Genomic DNA, 22,090 nt, shown 5'->3' with positions numbered 1-22,090 from the left:
CCATGGATCAACACCGGAATGAGACTGGCAAGGCCACCAAGGCCACGGCCCCCTCGGCCGGTGGAGCTTTTGGCTGGAGCTTGGCTAATACCCTTATTTCACGGCTTGGGACCTTGGGGATAGGCATTGTGCTGGCTCGAGTCTTGGGTCCCGAACAGTTTGGCACGTTTGCCATTGCCTTGGTCGCGTTGATGGCTGTACTGAGTTTCAACGAGCTCGGGGTGAGCCTGGCTATTGTGCGGTGGCCGAGTGACCCAGCGTTGATTTTCCCTACGGTTAATACGTTATCCCTGATAGGAAGCACGGTGTTCTGTGCTGCGGCTTGGTTTACGGCACCCGCATTCACCGCGCTGATGGGGGATCCTGAAGCTACGCCAGTTGTCCGTCTCTTGATACTCTCCGTCTTGATTAACGGGGCCGTTGCCGGGCCGGCGGCGCTGCTTCAGCGTTCATTCCTCGAACGTCCGCGTATGGTCATCGACCAAGTGAACGTTTGGGGTGGAGCCGTAGTTTCGATTCTCCTCGCCCTCCTGGGAATGGGGGCCATGGCGTTGGCCATCGGTCGGCTGGTAGGTGGTGTTTTATCCGGCATCATGTTTCTGGTGGTCTCACCGATTCGTTATCGTTTGGGTTTTGATCGGCAGAAAGCCGTTGATCTCCTTAAATTTGGGCTTCCGTTAGCCGGCTCTAGCATCGTGGTTTTCCTTGTAGGGTATGCGGATCAATTGATGGCCGGAGCACTGCTTGGAACCCTTGCACTAGGCTTTTATGTGCTCGCGTTCAACCTGTCCAGTTGGCCATTGAACATCGTTTCGCAGCCATTGCGGCGCGTCGCTCCTGCGGTTTTCGCCGCGGTGCAACATGATCCACAACGATCCCAAAACACTCTGCGTGGCCTTTTCACCTTAGTAGCTAGCGTGAGCATTCCCATTTTTGCGGCCCTAGCCGGTGCTGCTGAACCACTGGTGATGTTGATCTACGGTGAAGTTTGGATGCCAGCTGCGGCGGTATTAATGTGGCTGGTAGTCGCGGCCCTAGCGCGAGTCTTCTGCGAACTGGTTTACGACTACCTAGTGGTAGCGGGAAGGACCTCGGTCGTTTTTGTAGTTCAACTGACGGGACTGATTTTGTTGGTTCCGGCGTTGTGGCTTGGAGCTGAGCTTGGTGGGATCGTGGGTCTGGCTGCCGCGCAGACCATCGTGTGGTTCGCGATCATTCTCCCAATCTATTTGGCGCAACTGCGAAACCTTGGGGTGCATTTTCAGTTCTTGGTCAAGGTATTTTGGCGACCGTGTTTAGGCGGTTTGGCGACCGGATTTGCCTGCTTTATCGCCAGTGAACTGGAAATCCATCCCTTGGTTTCTTTGGCCCTTGGCGGGCTATTTACCCTTTTGGTGCTGGGCGTGCTGCTGTGGCGTCAACGCGGCGAAATCTCTGCCATCCGGAACATCTCACGAAACAACGAAACAACGGTGACCGCATGAGAATCCTGATCTATCCTCATGACCTGGAAATGGGTGGCAGCCAGCTTAACGCCATTGATCTGGCCGCCCAGCTGCAGGCTCAGGGACATGAAGTGATTGTTTACGGTTGGCCTGGTCCATTGGTAGAACGCATTAGTGAGCTAGGACTTGAATTTGTTGCGTCGCCTCGCCCGCGTTTTCGGCCTACCCCTTCAATCGTTTCCGACCTGCGACGTCTTGCGGTAGAACGCCAACTAGACGTGTTGCACGGATTCGAATGGCCACCGTCGCTCGAATGCAGACTTGCCGTGCAAGGCCTTCAGGGAGTAACAAGTGTTTCTACCATCATGTCGATGGCGGTCGCGGACTTTATCCCTCGTGACATGGCCTTGACTGTGGGAACCGAACAGATTCAAGACGAACGAACTCGTAAAGGATATACACAGACCTCGTTGTTGGAACCTCCAATCGATATCAACGAAAACCAGGCCGATACCGCTCTCGGTTGCGAGTTTCGCGCTACGCATGGAATACCTGGCGATGTGCTGCTGCTGGTTGTTGTGTCACGGTTGGTGCCAGAGCTGAAACTCGAAGGAATTCTGACGGCAATTGATCATGTTGGTCAGCTTGCACGGCAACGGAAGATAGTAATGGCCATCGTGGGTGATGGATCAGCCCAAGAATTAGTCAGCGCGCGCGCTGAAAAGGTCAACAGCTCCAGGCCGGGGACGATCATTTTATGCGGTCAGCTGTCAGATCCGCGCGGTGCTTACGCTGCCGCGGACATCATGTTGGGTATGGGTGGTTCGGCATTGAAATCAATGAGTTTCGCCAAGCCACTGGTTGTGCAGGGTGAGAACGGCTATTGGAAGTTGCTTGACGAATCCACGCGTCAAGAATTTGAATGGCAAGGCTGGTACGGTATCGGGGATAACTCTCACAATGGCGAACTTGTTTTGGCCACAGAACTTTCGCGGCTGCTGAACGACGCTCCGTTGCGTACGCAACTGGGAGAATTTGGGCGTCGGATCATTGAAGAACGCTACAGTTTACAGGCAGCGGCAACCATCTTGGAAGGAACCTACCTCGAGGCCCAGGAACGTGGTCAGGGACGTTGGCTGGAACTTGCCCGTGCAGGGATGCACTTCGGTGTTTACCTCGCCCAGCGCGCAGCACAACGTGTGCAGCGAAAGGTCGTAACGGATGATTTTAACTCCCAGCGCCTTGTCGCAGGACGCGAGAGTCGCCTGGACGATACCCAGCGCAGAGTCATTTTTGTGCCCGGAACTTTCTGGGATGACGTGCAAGGTACCGACCATATGTTAGCCAGTGCCTTGGCACAGGAAGCTTTTGTCCTATGGGTCGATCCGCCACGAAGTATCCGCTCTTCATTCAGTGAAGGTCAGCAGGTGCCGTTGAAACCCGTAGGGGTGGATCAGGTAGGGGTCGGAGTAACCCGAATCCGTACCCAAGTGCCTGCTGGCGTCCGATTTGCGGCCGTGCGTAATTTGTATGATCTGCTACCGCTACGCCGAATCCGCGCGTTCGCCCGGACCCGAGAAGCTGAGAAAACAGTGATCGTTAATGCGTCGGCGACGGCTGCCTTTCCTAGGCTCGTGGACGGTCTGAAGATCTTGTACGTCACCGATGATTGGATTGCCGGCGAAAAGCTTATGGGTTTGCCTAACGGCAGTGTCAGCAAACGACTTAAAGCGAATTTGGCGCAAGCAGACGTAGTTTTTGCGGTGTCGCCAACCTTGGTCCAGCAGTTGACTGAGCTGGATCCTACATGTCGGGTAGCGCTGTTGCCCAATGGATGCCGGCTTCAAGACCTTGTGCCTGATCGAGGGCAGCCATCTGCGGGGCTGGTCGGTCAGCTAAACGAGCGACTTGATTTGAGTTTGCTCGAGGCGATTGCAGACGCCGGAATCGCACTGCGCATCGCTGGCCCGCTCAGGGGCGGCGATCCACTGTGGCGGGCGCGAATGGAAAGATTTTTGGCCTCGCCTGGTGTGGAATGGGTGGGGCAGATTCCAACCGAACAGGTTCCTGAATTCCTTTCACATTCTCGGGTAGGAATCACTCCATACGCAGTCAATGAATTTAACCAGGCGAGTTTTCCGCTGAAAACCCTAGACTATCTGGCTGCTGGCTTACCGGTCATTTCCACGAACTTGCCATCCTCAGCCTGGCTGAATACGGGGCACGTGCTCATTGCGGATTCGATTCCAGAATTTGTGGAGTTGCTTGGTCAAGCTGTCGCCAGCGCTCTGGAGCCAGCCGAACGAGCAGAGCGTTTGCAGATTGCTGAACAGCACAGTTGGCCGAGGCGAGCGCAACAACTTTTAGCCGAAATTGATGACTGTGTGTTATCCGACACGTAGACTCGATTAAGCCGAAGAACCTGATTCATTCGGCGCATCCACAGGTTGGGGACCTTGTGGCATGGGGGAGTCGCCTTGGCGACAAAATTTGGGGGGAAATATGTTTGTTAACGACATGCTGAGAAGCTTAATTCATCGATGGTACATCGTTCTTGCGGGAATACTGGCGACGGCGGGCATGGTTTATGGTGCCTATGTTATGACGCCCGTTACCTATCAAGCGCAAGCCACCGTGATCCTGCTTCCGCCTGAGAAGTCTGTGGCGGAGGGGGATAATCCGTATCTATATCTTGGCGGCCTGGGGCAAGCCCTGAACGTTCTCGTGATCAGTATGAATTCTGCGGAATCGCAAAAGGAGTTGGTTGGTGAGCAAACCGGTGTTGGGTACGCGCTGGAGCAAGACACAACGACAACTGGACCTATCATCAACATCACTGCTGTAGCACCCGATTCGGGAACGACAATGGCAATTTTGGACCAGGTGGTGGCCCAGGTTCCAAAAACTTTGGTGGGCCTTCAGGACCAACTTGAGGTGCAAGCCAACGCGCAGATCGGCATAATGACGCTGTCTAAGGACGCTGCGCCTGAAGAACAGAACAAAAAGCAATTGCAACTCATGGCAATTGCGGCCGGTGTTGGGGGTGTGGGCACACTATTGCTCGCCGCTGCCGTTGACAAGCTCCTTACCCGACGCGGGGCCAAGCGTAAAAATGGCCCTGACGATGGCCATGATCTCGAGAAACCAAACGATGAAGCAAAAAAGAAGTCTCGTGATCACGACGAACCCGGTGGAGGCTCGCTTCTCCCAGAGATCGATTTGAGTCTGCTGCCTGAATCGGCCAGCTCGTCCGTTAAACGTTCCACAGACTCGTCAATCTTGCAGGTGCGCAACCTGAAAGCGTTCAACGGGTTCTAAACAATGCTTAAGACTGCGCCTTCAGCTTCGGTCAGCGAGCCAACTAAAACGCAAAAACCGCGCATCAAATCTGATGCAGTGAGCGGTCTGACAGTTTATGTTGTGCTGATGTTTTTGGTGCCCAGCGATCGTGTGGTTGCTCAGCTGGGCGGGTCGGGTACCCCATCGGTCATTTTTGCCATTGGGCTTCTCATCTGGTGGCTCTGGTTTCGAGCACGCCGTTCAACACGAGCGCGGTTTCCGAATCCAGTTGTTATCGCATTCATTTTGTTCTGCGTCGCGGTGTTGGCCAGTGAAGTGGTAGCTGCAACGATGACGGCCCCCATTATGGATCGAAACGCAGCAGATACAGGACTGATTAAACTTGCCAGCTACGCCGGCGTATTTTTTGTCGCTGCCGACGGAATTCCGAGCTTCGATCGTTTGATGGTGTTGATTCGACGTTTGGTTTTCGCTGGCGCGTTGATTGCGCTGCTGGGAGCATACCAATTTGTGACGGGAACGGTGCTCATCGATCGGATTCCCACCCCGGGGCTAGCTGGCACCGATGCAGGAATCGACATCCGTGGCGGTTACATGCGCCCGCGCGGTACGGCTCGGCACGCATTGGAGTTCGCGGCGGTGATCGTGACGATTTTACCTCTGGCTTTAGCGTTGTGCGTGGGAGATCAGGCACGTCGCATGTCCCGACGGCTTGTTCCAGTCGTGCTACTGGTATTGGTTTCGCTGATGTCGCTGACTCGGTCTGCACTGATCGGTCTTGTGCTGTGTTTCATGGCAATGTTTCCGTTCTGGGACAGTAAGGTACGACGGATAACAATTTTGTCGATGATCGCCGGGGTTGGTGCTGCCGCCGTGGCATTCCCACAACTGGTACGCACCATTGGCGACATGTTTTCTTCGGTTGATTCAAGCGTTAATTCGCGAACCGACAGCTACGGTGTCGCTTTTGAGATTTTTTCTATACATCCGTGGTTCGGCCGGGGATTCGGTACCTTTCTTCCTTCGTATCGGATCTTGGACAACCAGCTATTGCAGCTGCTGATTGAAATTGGAATCGTTGGGATTTTATCTTTCCTTGGGGTGCTGTTGACTTCCGTTTACTGCATTTTTGCCGTGCGTAAGGCAAAAATGAGTACCTTGGAAAGCCACCTCGGCGTGGGGCTGGCAGCCTCAATCGCCGTAGGAGCCTCCCTGATGGCGTTCTTTGATGCGCTGTCGTTCCCACAGGCTCCAGGTGTTTTGTTTCTCGTTCTCGGTTTGGCGGCGGCATACGTGAGACTGGCCGGAGAAGAAAATACTTACAACCGATTCATGATCCCGGTTCTTTCGGTCTCGAAACATCGTGCTCATGTGATCGCTACGGCGGCAGCGATGCTGGTCCTGCTGGTGGCTGCGCCGATTGCCCTATCAATCAGGGCAACACCAAACATTGTTTGGGCGCAACGTGACGTGGTTTTTTTGCCGCCAGCCTCCTCTGTTGGAGGAAACTCGCTAAGGTCCGATGCCCAAGACCTGATTCCGTTTGCCACGATGGTTGAGCATCGCTACGACGGGATCCATGGGCTTGATGCGATTCAGACCGTCTCCGCACCGATTTACGGGACCGGAATTTCGTCCGGATCCTCGGTATATGTTTCGAATGCCGGAGGACAATGGCAAACATACATGACCGACGCAATCATCAGTGTAGAGGTTGTTGCCAATTCCAATGAGGCGGTGCTGCAAAAAATTAATGCGATCACCGATGAGCTTGAAGTCCTTGCCGCACAACCACAGGAGCATATGAAGATCATCGACAGCGCTCACATCCTGACAGATACTTATCCAGCGGACATCGTTCCACAGACTATCGCGCCGCGTACCAAATGGGCGTTGCTTCTTTTCGGTTTTCTGACGCTCATGGGAGCCGGCTTCGCCTATGACCTGACTCGTCGAAAACTCGGGTTGCCTTAAAACGTAGATTCACGGGAGGTGAAAACACATGGGGAATACCCACCCTGAACTGGTTCGTTCACTAGGCAAGTATTTGGTGCTGGCCTCAGCTGGTGTTTTGGCATTAAGCGGGTGCAGCCCAAGCCCCGAGAATATCGATGCATCACAGAGGACACGACAGGCGATAGATGGGGGAGCAGACTACTATGCCCAATTCACAAATGGGCTATCAGATGAAGCAAGTTTTTTCCCCTTGGCGCTTTGGCATGAAAGCTTGACGGACGTTGCCGGGGTCCAAACTGATAAATCATTCGGAATCAATACATACGTAGAGGTTACGCCTGACTCAGATCCCTCTCTTGCTTGGGACAACAACATGTATGTGCTCTCAAGTTTGGCGACGGAACAGCAGAATGGCTATGTACTGCCAGACGAAGTGGATATGTGGGCTAAATCCGGCGAAGGCGTTTGGACCGGAGCTTGGCCTGGGGAAGCACCCGTGTGCGAACCCGAGGAGAGCCGCTGTGGCTACACGGTAATGGAAAAATCGTTGGCCAAGGCTCCCGAAGGGTTGGCCGTGTACGCCAATTTCGGCAAGGGAGTCACGTTTTGGGACCCCGACGAACCCGGGAAGCACTTCGTAAACTCGTATGCTGACATCGTGTCAGCAGATAATTACTGGTTCACCGATCCGTACATCTGCAGCCAACACGAAGGAGGGACAAGGTTCGCGACACCTCGGGACATGACCGCCGATGAATGTCGGCTCGCTGCGAATTATGGGTGGACTGTTCAACGTGTCCGCGGTTTAGTGGAGCCCGAGTCTGACATGCCAGTTTGGGGGTTCGTTGAAATCGGCTTGCCTTTTGCGGACGGTGCACGTGCCATCACCGCCCAAGAGACCCGTGCCGCAGTGTGGCAGAGCATTATTGCTGGCGCCAGAGGCATCGTCTACTTCAACCACAGTTTTGGTGGAAGCTGCCAGTCACAGCACGTCTTGAGAGATTGTGGCGCGAAGCTCAGCAGCAATATCCAGTCGCTTAACTCCGAGGTGACAGCACTAGCGCCAGTTATTAATGCACCAACTCTCCAGGGGCAGCTGACCGTTGAAGGAAACACTCAAACGTTGGTGAAGTCGTTGGGTGAAGACCTGTACATCTTTGCGGGGTCCGCTCAGTCCGCCGGTCAGAAGACAAATTTTTCGCTGTCATGTGATGTGCCAAAAGAAGTTGAAGTTCTAGGCGAAGACCGGACGATTACTACCTCCGGGGGGATGTTCACGGATTCCTTTGCTGATGGGAACTCGATTCACCTGTACAAACTCACCAATGCAGGATGCTGACTTGGACAGCTGAGAAAGCTGTTCAATGGGAGTAGTCTGTACCGGCACGTTGACTTTTTTAGCCCCAATGCAGCTTAGGGACGTCGATCCACTTTCGATCAACGTCCCTAAACAGGGGCAACCACACATACTTGTCGCAACGGGACTACCTGAATACTCCTCCTGCGAGTTGCCGCTAGACGCGGCTGGTCTCGTCTCGTTCCCATACAACGATTTCAGGCTTGACCCGCCGATTTTTGAGCCGCGCTGAGACTACGAAACCGGCATAGACTGCGGCATCAAAGGCTGATCCTGGGCCGGAAATGGAACGTGCTAGTTCTACCGATGTTCTTCTTGTGGAAGAACCGTTGCGGGAACTGACGGCAAGGCTGTCCATTTCGGTTTGGCCACGATAGTTGCGCTTCAAGATCCCCATCAGCGCTGCGACCGTACGAGGCGTCGAAACTTTCACCGGGATACTGGGGACAATCTCCTTTTCGTCAGCTCCAAACTGTAGATCAACAAAGAGATCATCACCCGTGAATTCTGGAAACTCATCGAAGCGTGCTCGTCCCGACGCGCTCATGGCGTAAGCGCCCGCGCCCCACAAGGCCTCGTTTGTCGACGGAAGACGACGACGCGCACGGTAGAAGGCCTGGACTAATGGTGATGCACCGTCGGTATCGTACTCAAACGCAGGACGCGCCGAGAGGGCACCTGGCTGGTTCAACCGGTCAAAAGTCATACGCAAGGCCGAGACCGTCAAAGTGATGTCGGCGTCAAGGTACAAGCGCGGGAAAACGCCGGTGGAGTCATCGGCAAGATTTAGCGCAGCGACCTTCGAAGGGATCGATGACTCAATCACCTGAACACCAGCAAACCCACGGGCGATTTCCGCGGTGTCATCGGTGCAGCCGTTGCACGCCACAATGACGTCAATGGTGCCGGCTTTCGCCAGGGGCGTCAACGGTTCCAACGTGCGAGCAATGACGCTGGCCTCGTTGTGGGCGGGAATGATGACGACCCCGTGCGGGAAATTGGCTCCACCATCCACCGGTTGTGTTCCGCTGGGTAGGCTTTGCCACGATTTTTCGTTTGCCACCCGTTGAAATAATCCCTGATGCGCGGGGACATTGCGTCGTGCTGCGTGGTGCAATGTCACGAGTGTATGAAATGCTGCAGCGTAACGGGCGGTTCGGTGTTTGCGGGCGTACTTAACTCGGTTGACCGCCATCAAAGCGTTGAGCTCCAGGGATGAACCTGATCCACCCATCTGATGAGTCATTACGGCAGCCGGTTCATACCAAACCTCTTCTCCTGCCGCCCGGGCGCGGTGGAAATAGTCAGTCTCTTCCGAGTAGAGGAAAAACTGTTCGTCCCAGGCCCCAAGCTGTTGTTCCAGCTTGGCGTCGATTAGAAGCGCAGCGCCGGTGGCCCAATCAATTTGATGCGGATGGGCATAACTCTCCGTATCGAAGTCGATTTCGGTAGTCCAGCTAGGCCGTGTGGGTATTTTGGCCCCAAGAAGTGCATCGCCCAGCGCCCGAGAAAGTGTTGGCTCGTGGCGAAGTGAAACGTAGGTTGTCCCATCAGACTCCAGAAGTTTTGGCACAACGATCCCGGCATTTGAACGACGCATCCGGGCAGTTAGTGCAGAGATGGCGCCGGGAGATACCGTCAGATCAGGGTTGAGCACGAGCACCGCTTCACAGTCACCAATCAGCGTGCGCGCCATATTGATGCCGCCGGCGTACCCAAGGTTGGCCCGATTCTCCAGAACAAGAACATCTTGATGCTGCTTGAGGATGCTCAGGGTCTCATCCGAGGAACCATTGTCAGAAACCACAACCCGCAAATGAAGATCCCGTGCTTCAACACGCAAACTATCGATCAGTTCTTGAATTGAGTCCGCGTTGTTGTACGTCACCGCCAACACGCTCACATCAGCATGTTCCTGCGCGGAAACAAATTCACCGGGCCGGGTTTGCAACTTCTTCAAGACAAGGGGCAGATTCTCGATCTGGCGCGGTGCAGTTTTCCCGGAGAGGTAGGTACGTTCGCGACGGATTTTCAACAATCCCGGAGGGTCATTAACCAGATAACGCTGAGCGAGCCGACGCGGCTCCATACTCAGCCGCCAGGCCCACTCCAATCCGTTGTCACTGACCCAGCTCGGTGAGCGTTTAACGACACCGGCAAGAAAGTCCACCACGGCCCCGAACGCCAGCAGTACCTTGGCACCGGTGAGCGCCCCGTAACTTGCCATCCATAACTCTTGGCGAGGTTTACCCAGGCCCACCACCAGCACGTCCGTTTTCGACAGCCGAATCTGTTCTGCAAGTTCAAAGGACGTTTGCGGGTTTTCGATGTCGTTTCGTGAAGGCGCCCAGAACCCCGATACCTTAAGCTTCGGACGATCTACCAGCAGCTCTGCCGCTAGTTGTTGCTGCACCTGGGGTTGGCCACCGAGAAAACCTACCGAGAGGTTCTCTTGCTCGGCGGCATCGAGGAGCGGACCGATCAGATCACTGCCTGCCAAGCGAGGCCATTGCTGTTTGGTCATTTGGTTGGCTTGAGCCACCAGCGGTGCACCGTCCAACAGGGTCAGCCAGTGCATACCGCGTTCCGTGGAATCATGGATCGGATCATTCCCAGGACGCAATGGTCGAGTTGTATGCGTTGAGTCACCGAGCACCCCGCGCCAACGGCTCTGGCTGCCGAACTGGATAATATGATCAAGGTTCGCGGATACTACCGAGAGCGGGCCAAAAGCTTCAGCAGGAATCAACGCATGGTTAATGATCTGCTTCACCGCGGCGTGCTGATCCATCAGGTCTACAACGATTCCGCCGAGGCTGATTTTTTGATGTGTTAAATGCACAGTAGGCTCCTTGCAAGGCCGGTCAGGGTACGGCCGCAAGGCATCGCGGCAAAGAAAAGGACCGGTAGGGCTTAGATAAAACTAGATGCGGCTGAGTTAGCCGACAGAAGAGAGCTCATCATTGGCGAAGCGATATCGCTCACCGGTGGCGGGACAAACCCAGTCTTCGCCCTCAGGGATCAAGCGGTGACCTGATTTCCCAACCCAACCAAGTTGTTTTGCGGGAACTCCAACCATCAGCGCATGGGCAGGTACATCCTTGCTGACCACTGCACCCGCAGCAACCATGGCCCAGGCACCGATTTCTACCGGTGCGATACAGACCGCCCGGGCACCAATTGAAGCACCCTCTCGTAGGGTGACCCCAACGGCATGCCAGTCGGACCCATCTTTGAGCGTGCCGTCGGTATTGATTGCACGCGGATATAAGTCGTTAGTGAGAACGGCGGCAGGTCCAATGAACACCCCGCCTTCAAGTCGGGCCGGTTCATAAACCAGAGCGTAGTTCTGGATTTTGCAATTTTTACCCAGAATCACGTCAGGGCCGATATACGCCCCTCGCCCAATGTTGCAACCGGCACCAATCTGCGCGCCTTCACGCACCTGCGCCAGGTGCCAAATGTGTGTGCCGGCACCGATACGTGCCCCCGCTGAGACATCAGCGGTGTTTTCAATATGTGACATGTAGTTTCCCCCAAGTATGGCTTTGTCTTAGCCATGGGTGCCCATCGAATGCGGTGTGGGGCACCTCTAAGTTATGAGGATAAGTTCAGCTTCACCGTTCCACAACGAGAATCCGCGAAGAACGTACCAATTAGGTGGACTATGCCTTGGGACAAGTAGTAATCGAGTGTAAGGCTGCTTCACCACTCACGACACAGGGTTCATTCACGCTTTAGTCTGGTCATGGTGATATCGCGTATTCGTGGGGGATCGGGATATCCATGGGGGAGAAAATGAAATCCAAATCTTTGATTGCCGTGATCCTGTCGTTAGCGGCAATCTTATTTATTGTCGCTTTTGCAATGGACTGGATGGGGCGTTCAGAGCAGCCATCACAGGCCGGCGAACCGGTTCCTAGCGCAACCGAACAAACAACTCAAAGTTCCGCGCTTCCATCAGGACAAGAGCCTGTTGCAACACCGTCGGAAACGACCGCTCCGAAGGCATCAGCCACAGGCCAAGACACCGAAGCTTCTGCGGAGGGTGACTCCTCGGAAAAGGTGCAGGCCACCCGTCCGAGCTGGAATCCGCAGCCAACGCAGGCAGACGAGCGACTGGAAGTGCCCGAAGAACCGAGTAAAAGCTCCAGCGCACTGCCAAGCGCCGAACCCCGGGAACCGGTGCTATCCAAAACACCCAAAACCGGGGCTGCTGAGGGGGAACTGACCAAGGGGTTCCCAAAGGACGCGATACCGCTGCCGGCCTCGACAACCGTCGAACGCTCATCCGTGGAAGCTCAGTCTTCGCTGGTTATGGTGGGGGTGCAAGGGCGTAGCAAACAAAGTGTGGAAGACGTGCTGGCCTTCTATGAGTCCCACTTCAAAGATCTTCAGTGGCTTGCAACTACCAGCGACCAAGCGGACGGGACAACACAGCTTCAGGCCGGGTTTGGCAAGGAAACCGCAACTGTCACCCTGCACCAGCTGCCGACCGGGTTGACCGAGATCAACGCCGCAGGCGTATTCACGGTGGAGGGATAGGGCATGTATCTGAGTCTCTCTGATTGGAAGAGTAACAAAGCCTCAAATTCTGCCCGAGCCACCCAGGTGGCGTTCAAAGCTTCACCTACGGTGATTGCGCTGGGTATTGTGAGCATGCTGACCGATATTTCCTCGGAATCCGTAGCAGCAATCCTCCCGATGTACATCACCGGGGCACTTGGGTTATCCATGATCGCCTATGGATTTTTTGAAGGCCTGAATCAATCGGCCAGCGCGTTGGTCAGGATAGCCGCTGGCTATACAGCAGACCAAAGCCGCCGCCCCAAACCGGTCGCCGTGGCCGGCTACTCACTGTCAATGGTGGCCCGGATAGGATTGCTTTTTGCTACCGGGTTTGCCGCGATCACCGCGGTGATCGGGATTGATCGCGTGGGAAAGGGAATCCGCACCGCACCACGCGACGCGATGATTCAACAGGCATCGCAACCCGAACATTTGGCAAGGTCCTTTGGCCTGCACCGGCTATTGGACACCATCGGAGCTACCGCGGGGCCGCTGCTTGCATTTATGGTTTTGCTGATGGTTCCAGACGGATATCGAGCCGTTTTTGTTCTGTCCCTGGCTGTTGCAATTCTCGGCGTGGCTGTGCTGGTTCTTGTGGTGCCGAACCGCAAGCTTGGAACAACACCTCTACCTGAGCAGGAAACCACCCAAACGGTTGAGCCCGAAGTGATAGCGGCAACGAAACCGGTTCGTTCGCTAAAGGTTCGCCCGATGCTTCGAATGCTGTCCCACGGACAGATGGGGCGGTTGCTGTGCGCAGCAGGAATACTCGGCCTATTGACCGTCGGAGACGGGTTTGTGTACCTCGCTTTGATGGACCACGGAACCATGGACTACTTCTGGTTCCCACTGTTATTTGTCGGATCTAACTTCGTGTTTTTGGTGCTGGCTGTTCCCCTGGGCAAACTTGCCGACCGAACCTCACGCGCCGCAGTTTTTGTCTTGGGGCACGTGGCCCTGGCGGTTGCCTACCTGTGCGCCAGCGGGGGAGGATCCATTCTCTTTATCCTTAGTGCGCTGGCCGCCCTGGGACTGTTCTACGCTGCGACTGACGGTGTGCTGGCAGCGCTCGCCGGACAGCTGGCCCCGCAAGGCTCGGTCTCTACCGGCATCGGTGCCGCACAAACGGTGGTGGCCGTGGCACGACTCCTGTCAGCGACCGGATTCGGTGTGCTGTGGGTGATTTTCGGTGCACAAATTGCTCTTCTTGGGGTGGCCGCGTTGCTCCTGTTGATGGTGCCGCTCGCGTGGTATCTCTTGCTTGGAAAAACCGCCGAATCTCATAAAGTGAATCCATGAGCATTACGGATCAAAGAGGCATCAGCAAAACCCGGACACTGATCCTCATCATCGTTGCGGTATTGGTTCTCGGAGCGGCAGGCATCTACAGCATGCAGGCATTTTCCCGTTATCAAGAACGCACTAGCGGCGTTTCAGCGGCTGCGCTTCGAGAGACGATGCCAAGCGGTGACCGTATTGTTTTTCGCAACACCGCGATGGGTGAGGGATACGGCACCCTGGCGGCTGTTGCCCTCGATGCCCCCGGCGGGGAACGGGCATTAACTGGAATCGTTTGCGACCGCGTTGCCCAGCGCGCTGGACTCATTTCTTGTATGCGAACTCAACGGGGGATTCCCACTACTTTTCACAACGACGTACTCGACACACAGGGTGATGCCCTAGAGACATTACCACTCCCGGGGATTCCCAGCCGCACCAGAATCTCCGACGGCGGGCTAGTGGCAACTACATCGTTTGTGACAGGGCATTCCTACGCTGCAGGAAGTTTTTCCACCGAAACCACCGTGACCCGGGCGGACGGTACCGGATATGGAAACCTCGAAGAATTCACCATGATGGTTGACGGGAAGGAACTGACCGCCGTTGACCGCAACGTCTGGGGAGTAAGTTTCGTCTCCGAAGACGAATTTTATGTAACCGTCGCTTCTGGCGGTAGCACGTGGCTGATGCACGGAAGTTTCTCCGCCCGCACCTTGACCTCGGTACATGACAACGCCGAGTGTCCCTCGGTGTCGCCGGACCGGACCCGTGTCGCCTATAAAAAGCGCACCGGCTCTGGTGCCACGGTGCATTGGGATATCGCGGTCCTGGACCTGAAGACCGGGCAAGAAACAATCATTGGGTTGCGTGACGGTTTTGACGACCAGCTGGAGTGGCTGGATGATGACCGGTTGCTATTTGGCGTTCCGCGGGTCGGAGAAGTTGGTGACAGTGATGTTTACGTCATTGATGCCCAGCCCGAGGCTGAACCTGAGCTGCTTATTGAGCATGCCTGGTCGCCTTCGGTTGTGCGTGCTTCCGACTGACCCGTCGGTGCGGGACACCAGTCGTTAATTATCTGTAGTTGGAACCGCTAATCCACGTACCCGGTCCACGTGCCCGGTACCGCAGCTCTCCCTACTGGGTACGGCCCGACCCGGCCTGTTCGTGACCCCTCGGCCACTAGCGTGGCCACGGCAGGTCGCGCGTAATCGATCCTGCGAAGGTGGACTTGATGGCGCAGGAGCACGCCATTATGAAGATACTGCTCCAGGACGCCACTACCAACAGATCTGCGGCGCGGATCTGCGGCGCGGCAGTGCTCGAAGCGAGCCGAGTGTAGCAGCCCCCAAGGCCTTGTCCCCGCAGGGGTAACATCTCGCTTGCTCCGTTAGATTCTTTGGACCCGGAGCTACGGAAGGGGTTGTTCTTCGGCGGACGTAACCACCGCACGTTGGAATGCATGCAGCCCGATGCCAGGCCGCCCTTGAGCGGCTGGCCCGTTCGGATGGACTGGCTGATGGGCTCGGTACCCGGTTCGGGCGATGGCATTACCGGGCACCTGAATTTCGATTCACGACAACGGGAATCTAACTCCAATCACATGCAAAAGCGCCGCTGAGGAAATTCTCCCTCAGCGACGCTTTTGTGGATTCTCCAGTTCGTTACTCTTCGGTGGACTCTGGCGGTCGCGACAGTTGTGGTTGCCGCGTGCTGGTTGGTTCAGGCGTAGGCGTGTCGCTTGGAGCCGCGGTGGTGGCTTCAGGCTCCGTTGTCTGCTCCGGTTCGGGTTCTTCTGCTTTCGTTGTTTCCGGAGCCGTAGTTTCCTCCGGTGATTCGATGGCTTCCTCCGCTGTGGAAACCTCAGCCGTTGCCTGACGGGCGGCTGGAGCCGGCGTGAGTGAGTAGAGCAGGTCAACGTGGTAGTTACTGCTGTTCCAGGAACCAGTCGGCCTAGTGCTAGGCCCGTAGGCGTACAACCCGTTGCTGCCGGATAGGCTCAGCACCCCGTTGTCCTTTCCATTGGCAAAGTCCGCACCGGTGACCACGTACCCACCATTGGGGGTGTGATAGGAAACGGTGAACTGTTCGCCCGCGTTGAATTCCAGCGTATTGCTCAGGTATGCCGTGTACCAACCGGGTTCCGTTGACGGGCCAAAGGTTGTGGTGGCCAGCCGAGTGCCTTGAGCATCCCAAATGTTTCCGGTGGATGCTCCAGTTCCGGTGCTGCCGCGATAGTACCGAATCGCATGGATCGTAAGGTCCTGTGCGGCCTCCAGACGCATCCCCAGTTCGACGTCTCCGGAATCCTGGGGGTTCAAGGTGAGCGGAACCTGATCACCCAAAAATGATTCCAGCTGGATTTGCGCACCTGAAGTGTGAACGGTCCACGGATCAATAGCGGTCTCACCGGAATCCACACCGCGAATATTCTGTGGCGCCACGGTCAGTACACTGCTTTCGGGCAGGGGATCTTTTGGTGTGAAGGTCACTCGCATGCCTTGCTGATCCACCTGGGAGACCCCGTCAATCTCACCCTCCGGGCCGCTGACCTTCAACTTCGCACCATTTTCTAGCGCTTGGCTGAAGGTAGCGCTCAAGGTGCTATCCAAAGCAATCCCGGATGCTCCGGCTTCCGGGGACCGTTCAACAACGGTGACAGGGGGTGACTTGGGGGTGAACCTGACATCAACCAGGTAGCTGGTGGTGACCGTGGAGCTGGGGTACCCAGTTCCGTAGGTATAGTGCCCGGCCCCGGCGCTGGTCTTCAAATGTCCGTTTTGTGTGTCGGTGGCGAACTTACCTGGCGACGCCGGGTAGGTTCCATTGCTGCGGTAGGCGGCCACATAGTCGTTGTTGGCTTGGATCTCTATCGGAGTCTCGAACTCGGCGTACTGCCATCCGGAAACGCCGGTGTCCGGGAACTGCACCGTGGCCAGCACGTCACCGGCCGTTGAATACAGTGTTCCGGTGTGCGGCCCATTTTCTGACATGCTGCGGTAGAACTTCAGGCCACTCACGGAGCCTTCAACATCCGAGGAGAACCTGGTACCCAGGGTGACTGGAGTTCCGTCAGCGACTACCGGAACCGTCGGCGCTTCGGTTGAGTTGAACAATCCACACGGGCAGCTGGCCGGGTCCTCGGGCTCCGCCTGGGTGCGGAACGAGTAGGAAGCAGGGTTGGTGAATCCTGCTGGCTCCCCGGTGATGCTGAAGCCAACGGTGTAGATGGTATCCGGTTGCAGCGGTTCTTCGGGGGTAAAGGTCGCTGTGGTGCGCTCGGTGTTGAGGCTCGACGTACCGGCCACACTCGACCCGCCCTGCGTGAGCGACAGTGATGAACCCTCGGCCACAGCTCGATTGAATGTCGCGCTCACGGCAGCGGTTGTGCTGACACCCGAGGCTTGGGCTTCTGGGCTGCGCCCGGTTACCTGCAAGCTGGTGGGCTCCGGGGTACTCGGGGTCGGAGTTGCGGTGGGTTCACCAGAGCCTGAAACGCTGCGGTACACCAAATCGGCGAAGTAGTTGCTGCTGTTCCAGGAGCTGGACGGCATGCTGCCCGAGCCGTAGCTGAAGATTCCGTTGGTGCCCTTGAGCGAAAGGACACCGTCGGTTTTTCCGTTGCTAAAATCACCGCCGGTGAAAACGTATCCGCCCTTGGGAGCCTGGTAGGAGACCGCAAAATCGCTGCCAGCGGTTATGGTCACCGGTGTGCTCAGGAAAGCCGTCTGCCATCCTTGGGTGGTGGTTGCTGGGAAAATTGCGGTACCCAGCAGGTTGCCCTGGGCATCCCAGACACTGCCGGTGTGCTCACCGGCACCCAACGGGCCCTGATAGTACCGTAGTCCCTGGATCTCGATATCCTGCCCGCTGTTGAACCGTAGTCCCAATTCAACGGCTGACGAATCTGAAGGGTCCAAGTTCGCCGGTTCCTGGGTTCCTAAAAAGGTCTGCAGTGACTGGTTGCCGCCCGAAGTGCGGAAGGTCCACGCGGGAATCTGCACCGCCCCGGTGTCGACACCGGAGATATTTTTCGGTGTGACGGTGATGGTGCTCGCTTCGGGTAGCGGCGTGTCCGGAGTGAACGTCAGTTTCTTGAGATCTTCGGAGACCTCGGTGGTTCCAGGGATCGGGTTGCCCCCGGTAGCGACCTCCAGTTTGGCACCAGACTCAAGCTGTTGGCTAAAAGTCGCGGATATCTGTGAATCCACGGAGGCGTCAAAAACACCGCTGTTGGGGGACCGGTCAGTGAGCCCGACGGGTTGCCCCTGTGGCTGGAACCTGACATCCACCAGGTAGCTGCTGGAGACCAGCGAGTCGGGGAACTGCTCGGCGTAGCTGTAGTGGCCTGCCGAAGCGCTGGTGCGTAGCGGTCCAACTTGGGTTGGAGCGCCTAGGGCCCCGGGGGTGACCGGGTATATCCCGTTGCTGCGGTAGGCAGCCACATATTCGGTGTTGGCTGAAATGCTCACGGGAGAGTCAAATGCGGCATACTGCCAGCCGACGGCTGAATCATCTGGGAAGGTCACTTGTGCTAGTTGTTCTCCGGCAGACGAGTACAGCCAGCCATTATGCGCACCGGTTTCGCCCGGGCTCCGATAGAACTCGAGTCCTAAGAGTTGGCCGTCCTCGGTTGCGGAAAAACGGGTGCCTAGTGTGACCGGTCGACCATCGTTGACAACTGGCACAGTTGGAAGCTCGGCATCCGGATACAATCCGCAGGGGCATTCGTTAGGGTCTGCCGGGGTCGCCAGTACGGTGGTGAATGTCCAGGTCGCACCGTTGTCCACCGGGTTGCCGGTGGTATCGGTAGCCGAGATTTCGGCACTGTAAACGGTTCCCCGTGCGAGTTCGGCCTGTGGTGTGAATGTCGCCTTGCGTGTGGCCGAGTCGTAAGAGGTGGTGCCGGGGACAGTGTTATTTGATGCGTCTTTCAGCACTATCTGCACCGAGGATGCGTCAACTTTTTTGGATAACGTTGCCCCGATCGGTGTGGTGATCGGTACGCTGCGAGCAGTATCGGCCGGCGTATGACCGTAGGCATTGAGGGTGATCGACTCCCCGGTTTCAAATACCGCGTCCACAAAATAGTTTGCCTTGTCCCAATCTCTGGTTGGGAATCCACTGCCACTGACAAACAACCCTGCCGCCGGAGTGCCGAACCCTCCAGCTGCCCCAATGGGGTTGGCTTCCGCTCCGCGATAGGCAAAGTCTTGAGTCACGGCCGAGTAGTGGCCGTTCGGGGCATAGTAGGAGACAACAAATTCGTCTCCGGCACGAGCTTCGACTGGATTGGTGAAGGTTGCGGTTTGCCAGCCTTCTGCGCTCTCATTGGTAAATGCGACGGTTGCCAACTGTGTTCCGTTCACCGTCCACAGCGTGCCGGTGTGTGCTCCGGTATTGGCCTGACTCTTGTAAAAACGCACGCCGGTGACGTATCCGTCGGTTTTTGCGGTAAATCGCAAACCGAGCTCAACCTCTGATCCGTCGCCTGAGTCAGCGGTCTTTGGAACACGTTGGCCGAAGACACTGTAGGGGCCGGTGATCTGCATCGGGACAGTTGTTCCCTGCTGCGGGTAGTTTGCCGAGTCGTCTACGGCGCGCACCAGTAGCTCTTCATCGCCACTGCCTTCCTGAACCGCGGTGAAGCTCCAGGTGCTGGTTCCGGTAGCTGCTTTCCAGCTGGTTCCGCCGTCAAAGGAATACTCGACTGCGGCGACGCGTCCTCCCACATCGGTGGCGGTGCCTTTGACCGTGATTATTTCGCCGTTGCGCACGGACCCGGTTGGCGCCTCGGTAACGGTGAGGGTTGGTGCGGTGGTGTCCTTAGCCGCGGTGGGCAGGACCAATTCACTCATAAGTGTGGTGGGCAGGGTGTCCATGTCCGCAAAGAGGTTGACCTGCGCCTGTTGCATTCGTTCGTCGGCCGGTGCGCCGTTTCCGTCATGCCATTGATCCAGGCCCCACGTCCACTGCACGGAGCCGGTGGAGAACACCAACGCGCCACTGGCCGCCCGATACATCGTGGTGTGATGTGTGGTGTCGTTGGGCGCTACGGTGTTGCCGAAATCTTGGAGATACTCGGGTACCGACCCGGTGGTGGTGGACAAATGAATCAGGCCCGGCGGGCGAAAGCCGTTGGGAAGATCTTCATTGGACTCATACCCCACGGTGTGGGGTGCCAGCTCGGTTTTAGTGCCTGAGTCTTGTGAGTCCAACGGCGTATCACGCCACAGGCGCATCTTGCCTTCTTCGGCATTAACCGTCACCGGCAAATCGCCGCTGTTGACCACATAAGCTGTGCCGGTGAGCGCATTCTCGGGAAGTCCGCCGCCGTCCTCGGTGGAAGCGTAGCGGGGGTCACGCCATGTCCCGGTCCATTCGTCGGCCGGGTCAATCTTGTTATTTCCCCAGGTCTCCTTGTAGGAGACCAACGTCCGGTAATCGTTCTGGTCGGTGGGCGACTTTTCGTAACGTGTGCGCCAGTAGACCTCGTTACCGGTGAGGAACTGCAGGTTAACTCCCGCATCCCGGGCATCTTCAACATTCTTGCGCTGTTGGCCTGACCAGTATTCGTCGTGTCCCACGGAGACAAAAACCTTGTGATTGGTCAGCAGTTCGCCATGCCTGTCGGTATCGACACCAGAGAAATAACTGACGTCGTAACCGTTGCGTTCAAGGAAACGTACCAACGGATATTCGGCACCAAAATAGAAGTCGCGGGCTTCGATCCCATCACGTGTGGCAAAAGGCCGGTTGTAACTCAGCTTGAAGGCTCGACCATTATCCGCCCCCGAGTAGAAATCCGAGCCACCGTAGAGGTTGTACGCATGCCAGGTCGGATCCGAGGTCTGTACCAAGATGTCAGAGGTGCTGGCCTCGTTGCGGACGATAAACGTGATGTGGCTCGAACCGCCGGTGTCATCGCGTGTGAGTTTAGCGAGATAAACTCCGGACACCGCATCGGATGAGACGTCCCATGACGCGGAAACAGCCCACGTACCGCAGTCGATCAGTTCGGTAGTGACATCACTCAGGCACTCAGGCTGATTTTGGGGGAGCGAGGCACTGGGCTGGATCGAAGTGATCTTGCGAGCGCCGAGCCCCTGATACCATCCGGTGCGATAGATATCGATGGAGTAATCGCTGGCATCGGTATCAACCTTGAATTCGACCCGTTGGCCAACATTCACACTGATATCGGTTGCAAATCCCTGAATCGAGTCGTCTCCGGCACCATCGATGTCCCATTCTTCAAAAGACGTACCCGGTTTGGAATTTTCGCAGACAATGGCGTTGGCCCCAGGTCCGCAATCGGCAGCCACGGCTGGCGCCGAGACCGCCGTCAGGCCAACAAGAACCAGTGCCAATGCGCTAAAAGCAGCAACCGCGGTTGAAGCTGAACGCTTAATTGCCTTAAAGAAGTGACGTGTCGTCCCCATGACGAAGCCCATTTCATCCCCCAATGATGCGCCAACTGACGCGCGAGCGTGGATACCGCCGAATAAACGGTTCTTCGGGGCATGTTCAGCATACGGTGCCAAGCTACCTCGCATATAAGAGTTTTGGATAATCAGGAAATATCCGAGTATGGAAACTATCTCGGAAGGCACGTCAAAGGGTATTTGTGTCCACAGGATTTGAACGTACGGTGATTGTCGATGTTTTTGCGAAAAGGATCTTGGGGAAACTGCCTTGAAAACCTTGACATGAATCTCTGCACACGCAAGCCGATCAGATCGATGACTGCTGGCTGTTGGCGGGTGCCTCGAATTGGTAGGTACCTTGTGTTGACTGCCAAAAATATTTACTGTCTCTTGAGGAGAGCTACTGGCTGCCACGTAAGCATTGCAGACTGGCCTAGGATGGCGAAATTACCCAAATGCGTTCCTGGCCCCGATGACATCAAGGGATTTTCGAGTGAGCGACTACAGGGATTCTTGCTTCAAGGCAGCGAAAACGAGTATAGGTTCCGGTGCTGTCCGAGGTTATCTGGCTCTATGGTGAGAAGTGAATCTTGAGACTTGCAATGGCTCAGTAACGCTTGGGGAGCGGGCACCAGTGGAGAACTTTCTCGATCGTGATACCGTCAAATTTTCGTGTGGCGCGCCAAAGCTGAACCAGTCAACGGATGGAACGCAACCCTCGACAGATACCGAGGCGATTGCCCGGAATCTGTTTC

11 protein-coding genes are annotated in these 22,090 nt (G+C 56.2%); 8 read left to right on the top strand and 3 right to left on the bottom strand.

Annotated elements, in window-relative coordinates:
- Positions 1-2: 2 nt before the first annotated feature.
- From ACIOWL_RS01090 to ACIOWL_RS01070, 5 genes are all read left to right on the top strand, one after another.
- Positions 3-1,484, top strand: coding sequence for a lipopolysaccharide biosynthesis protein (locus ACIOWL_RS01090; RefSeq protein ID WP_400380582.1), 1,482 nt, complete (start codon positions 3-5; stop codon positions 1,482-1,484).
- A complete protein-coding gene (locus tag ACIOWL_RS01085; RefSeq protein WP_400380579.1) occupies positions 1,481-3,847 on the top strand; it encodes a glycosyltransferase in 2,367 nt (788 codons plus the stop codon). Before ACIOWL_RS01090 ends, ACIOWL_RS01085 begins: the two co-directional genes overlap by 4 nt.
- Positions 3,848-3,947: 100 nt before the next feature.
- The gene (locus tag ACIOWL_RS01080) at positions 3,948-4,763 is read left to right on the top strand and encodes a hypothetical protein (RefSeq protein ID WP_400380576.1); all 816 of its coding nucleotides are present in this window, start codon (positions 3,948-3,950) and stop codon (positions 4,761-4,763) included.
- A 3-nt stretch (positions 4,764-4,766) separates the two neighbouring features.
- Positions 4,767-6,719: an O-antigen ligase family protein gene (locus ACIOWL_RS01075; protein ID WP_400380574.1), complete on the top strand. Its 1,953-nt coding sequence runs from the start codon at positions 4,767-4,769 to the stop codon at positions 6,717-6,719.
- Positions 6,720-6,747: 28 nt separating this feature from the next.
- Positions 6,748-8,040 carry a hypothetical protein gene (locus ACIOWL_RS01070; RefSeq protein WP_400380571.1) on the top strand — a complete coding sequence of 431 codons (1,293 nt, stop codon included), beginning with the start codon at positions 6,748-6,750 and terminating at the stop codon, positions 8,038-8,040.
- Positions 8,041-8,215: 175 nt separating this feature from the next.
- On the opposite strand, the gene ACIOWL_RS01065 is transcribed toward ACIOWL_RS01070, so the two are convergent.
- Together ACIOWL_RS01065 and ACIOWL_RS01060 are read right to left on the bottom strand one after the other, a co-directional pair.
- Positions 8,216-10,900 carry a WecB/TagA/CpsF family glycosyltransferase gene (locus ACIOWL_RS01065; protein WP_400380569.1) on the bottom strand — a complete coding sequence of 895 codons (2,685 nt, stop codon included), beginning with the start codon at positions 10,898-10,900 and terminating at the stop codon, positions 8,216-8,218.
- A 96-nt stretch (positions 10,901-10,996) separates the two neighbouring features.
- The gene (locus ACIOWL_RS01060; RefSeq protein ID WP_400380567.1) at positions 10,997-11,584 is read right to left on the bottom strand and encodes a DapH/DapD/GlmU-related protein; all 588 of its coding nucleotides are present in this window, start codon (positions 11,582-11,584) and stop codon (positions 10,997-10,999) included.
- A 272-nt stretch (positions 11,585-11,856) separates the two neighbouring features.
- Here ACIOWL_RS01060 and ACIOWL_RS01055 point away from each other — a divergent pair, with 272 nt between their 5' ends.
- The 3 genes from ACIOWL_RS01055 to ACIOWL_RS01045 are packed head-to-tail and all read left to right on the top strand — an operon-like array spanning position 11,857 to position 14,954.
- On the top strand, positions 11,857-12,603 hold the full coding sequence (locus ACIOWL_RS01055) for a hypothetical protein (RefSeq protein ID WP_400380564.1): 747 nt from the start codon (positions 11,857-11,859) through the stop codon (positions 12,601-12,603).
- Between the two features lie 3 nt (positions 12,604-12,606).
- Positions 12,607-13,926, top strand: a complete 1,320-nt coding sequence (locus ACIOWL_RS01050) for an MFS transporter (protein WP_400380562.1) — start codon at positions 12,607-12,609, stop codon at positions 13,924-13,926.
- Entirely contained in the window at positions 13,923-14,954 is a 1,032-nt protein-coding gene (locus tag ACIOWL_RS01045) for a hypothetical protein (protein WP_400380559.1), read from the top strand. The genes ACIOWL_RS01050 and ACIOWL_RS01045 overlap by 4 nt, the downstream gene beginning before the upstream one ends.
- Before the next feature lie 618 nt (positions 14,955-15,572).
- On the opposite strand, the gene ACIOWL_RS01040 is transcribed toward ACIOWL_RS01045, so the two are convergent.
- Positions 15,573-21,350: a DUF4082 domain-containing protein gene (locus ACIOWL_RS01040; RefSeq protein ID WP_400380556.1), complete on the bottom strand. Its 5,778-nt coding sequence runs from the start codon at positions 21,348-21,350 to the stop codon at positions 15,573-15,575.
- Between the last annotated feature and the right edge of the window lie 740 nt (positions 21,351-22,090).

Origin of the sequence: Glutamicibacter sp. NPDC087344 (assembly GCF_044744225.1) — a bacterium.
In the GTDB taxonomy this organism is placed as follows: Bacteria; Actinomycetota; Actinomycetes; order Actinomycetales; family Micrococcaceae; genus Glutamicibacter.
This window is presented reverse-complemented; position numbering and strand designations above follow the sequence as displayed.

Excerpts from the sequence above, each read along its gene's own strand:
- ACIOWL_RS01075 (WP_400380574.1), top strand. The coding sequence starts at position 4,767 with ATGCTTAAGACTGCGCCTTCAGCTTCGGTCAGCGAGCCAACTAAAACG.
- ACIOWL_RS01070 (WP_400380571.1), top strand. The coding sequence starts at position 6,748 with ATGGGGAATACCCACCCTGAACTGGTTCGTTCACTAGGCAAGTATTTG.
- ACIOWL_RS01055 (WP_400380564.1), top strand. The coding sequence starts at position 11,857 with ATGAAATCCAAATCTTTGATTGCCGTGATCCTGTCGTTAGCGGCAATC.
- ACIOWL_RS01080 (WP_400380576.1), top strand. The coding sequence starts at position 3,948 with ATGTTTGTTAACGACATGCTGAGAAGCTTAATTCATCGATGGTACATC.
- ACIOWL_RS01090 (WP_400380582.1), top strand. The coding sequence starts at position 3 with ATGGATCAACACCGGAATGAGACTGGCAAGGCCACCAAGGCCACGGCC.
- ACIOWL_RS01085 (WP_400380579.1), top strand. The coding sequence starts at position 1,481 with ATGAGAATCCTGATCTATCCTCATGACCTGGAAATGGGTGGCAGCCAG.
- ACIOWL_RS01050 (WP_400380562.1), top strand. The coding sequence starts at position 12,607 with ATGTATCTGAGTCTCTCTGATTGGAAGAGTAACAAAGCCTCAAATTCT.
- ACIOWL_RS01060 (WP_400380567.1), bottom strand. The coding sequence starts at position 11,584 with ATGTCACATATTGAAAACACCGCTGATGTCTCAGCGGGGGCACGTATC.
- ACIOWL_RS01040 (WP_400380556.1), bottom strand. The coding sequence starts at position 21,350 with ATGGGGACGACACGTCACTTCTTTAAGGCAATTAAGCGTTCAGCTTCA.
- ACIOWL_RS01045 (WP_400380559.1), top strand. The coding sequence starts at position 13,923 with ATGAGCATTACGGATCAAAGAGGCATCAGCAAAACCCGGACACTGATC.